This window comes from Ligilactobacillus sp., assembly GCF_036846325.1.
Taxonomy (GTDB): domain Bacteria; phylum Bacillota; class Bacilli; order Lactobacillales; family Lactobacillaceae; genus Ligilactobacillus.
In genome coordinates this window covers 1-1,547 of record NZ_DAIUCE010000020.1, presented here as the reverse complement: position 1 = coordinate 1,547, position 1,547 = coordinate 1, and the positions used below count along the sequence as shown (strand labels likewise).

At 41.5% G+C, this 1,547-nt stretch carries 2 protein-coding genes; both read left to right on the top strand.

Features of this window, described 5'->3' with window-relative positions; genetic code table 11:
* The first annotated feature begins 73 nt into the window (after nucleotides 1–73).
* Nucleotides 74–658 carry a peptidylprolyl isomerase gene (locus tag V7Z60_RS03420; protein ID WP_334116337.1) on the top strand — a complete coding sequence of 195 codons (585 nt, stop codon included), beginning with the start codon at nucleotides 74–76 and terminating at the stop codon, nucleotides 656–658.
* A 5-nt stretch (nucleotides 659–663) separates the two neighbouring features.
* On the top strand, nucleotides 664–1,053 hold the full coding sequence (locus V7Z60_RS03415; protein ID WP_334116336.1) for a CvfD/Ygs/GSP13 family RNA-binding post-transcriptional regulator: 390 nt from the start codon (nucleotides 664–666) through the stop codon (nucleotides 1,051–1,053).
* Nucleotides 1,054–1,547 lie beyond the last annotated feature (494 nt).

The window sequence follows — 1,547 nt, the reverse complement described above, 5'->3', positions numbered from 1 at the left end:
ATTGATAATAATTGCAGCAGACATTATACTTAATAATGAGTATACATTATAAAATAGAAACAGGAGGTCCAAAATGAGTTCATTTCCGCAATTAGATGCAGAAAACGCCGAAGTCAAGGCAACGGTCAAGACTAATATGGGCGATGTCAAGCTGGCCTTGTTCAAGGAACAGGCTCCGAAGACGGTCGAAAATTTCATCGGTCTGTCAAAGGAAGGAAAGTATGACAACGTAATTTTCCACCGTGTTATCAATGGATTCATGATCCAAGGCGGAGATCCGACCGGTACGGGCATGGGCGGTGAGAGCATTTATGGCAAGAGTTTTGAAGATGAGTTTTCAAATGAATTATTCAACATTCGCGGTGCCCTTTCGATGGCAAATGCCGGTCCGAACACAAACGGAAGTCAGTTCTTTATCGTCCAGGCCAAGAACATTCCGGACGAAATGTTCGATCAGATGAAGGAAGCCGGCTACCCGGAGGAAATCATCGAAGCTTACAAGGATGGCGGCACTCCCTGGCTTGATCATCGACATACGGTCTTTGGACAAGTGATTTCAGGGATGGATGTCGTCGACAGGATTGCAGCAGTTGAAACGACGTTTGGAGACAAGCCGAAAGATGATGTCGTGATTGTCGGCGTCGAAATTGAAGAATAGAGGAAATGCGTGTGAATTATCGTATTGGGATGGTCCTTGATGGCAAAGTCACGGGCATTCAGCCATACGGTGCATTCGTCGCATTGGATGATAAGACGCAGGGCCTGATTCACATTTCAGAGTGCAGGCATGGCTTTATCGATGATATCCGTAGCTATCTCAAGATCGGTCAGCGTGTTAAGGTCATGATCATTGATATTGACGAGTACACCCAGAAGATTTCGCTGTCAGTGCGATGCTTGGAGAAGCCTTTTGATTTTGAAGTCCCGACAACGCATTCGTCGCATAAGAAGTATTGGACGAACCGTCACGTTCATGAAGGTTTTGCGCCGATTGCAAGCAGAATTGACGGATGGGTCAAAAGTGCCCTAGAGGATATCGCTGAGGGAAAATAACTTGAAAGGAAGCTTAAGAAGAATATTCTTGGCTTCTTTTTTAGTTTTCAGATAAATTCAGTGCCAAAAGCATGAATCGTTTTAGGAAATTAGATGAATTCCAAATTAACATTCAAATAGATAAATTATTTTGGAAAAATGACTTGCTATTTTTGCTTAACGTGGTATACTAAAAAGGTCGCTGATTGAGCAATCGACTTTTTAGATAAACGGGTTCAAAAAAAGATGTTGACGCATATGTTTGAACGTGGTAAGATAATAAAGTTGTTGCGATTGAGCGACATAAAATTAATTTAAATTGTTGTTGACATTCTTCTTGAAAGATGCGATAATAATTTGGTCGGCTAATCATTTTGTTCGATTGAATCGAAAAACAGCTTAAAAAAGTTGTTGACAAGATAAGCTGCTGATGATATAATCAAGAAGTCGCAACGAGCGGCTTACGAAACAGATCTTTGAAAACTGAACAAAGTTTCGATAAGCAAATGTGCAGG

Coding starts and splice junctions, on each gene's coding strand:
- V7Z60_RS03420 (WP_334116337.1), top strand. CDS start 74: ATGAGTTCATTTCCGCAATTAGATGCAGAAAACGCCGAAGTCAAGGCA.
- V7Z60_RS03415 (WP_334116336.1), top strand. CDS start 664: ATGCGTGTGAATTATCGTATTGGGATGGTCCTTGATGGCAAAGTCACG.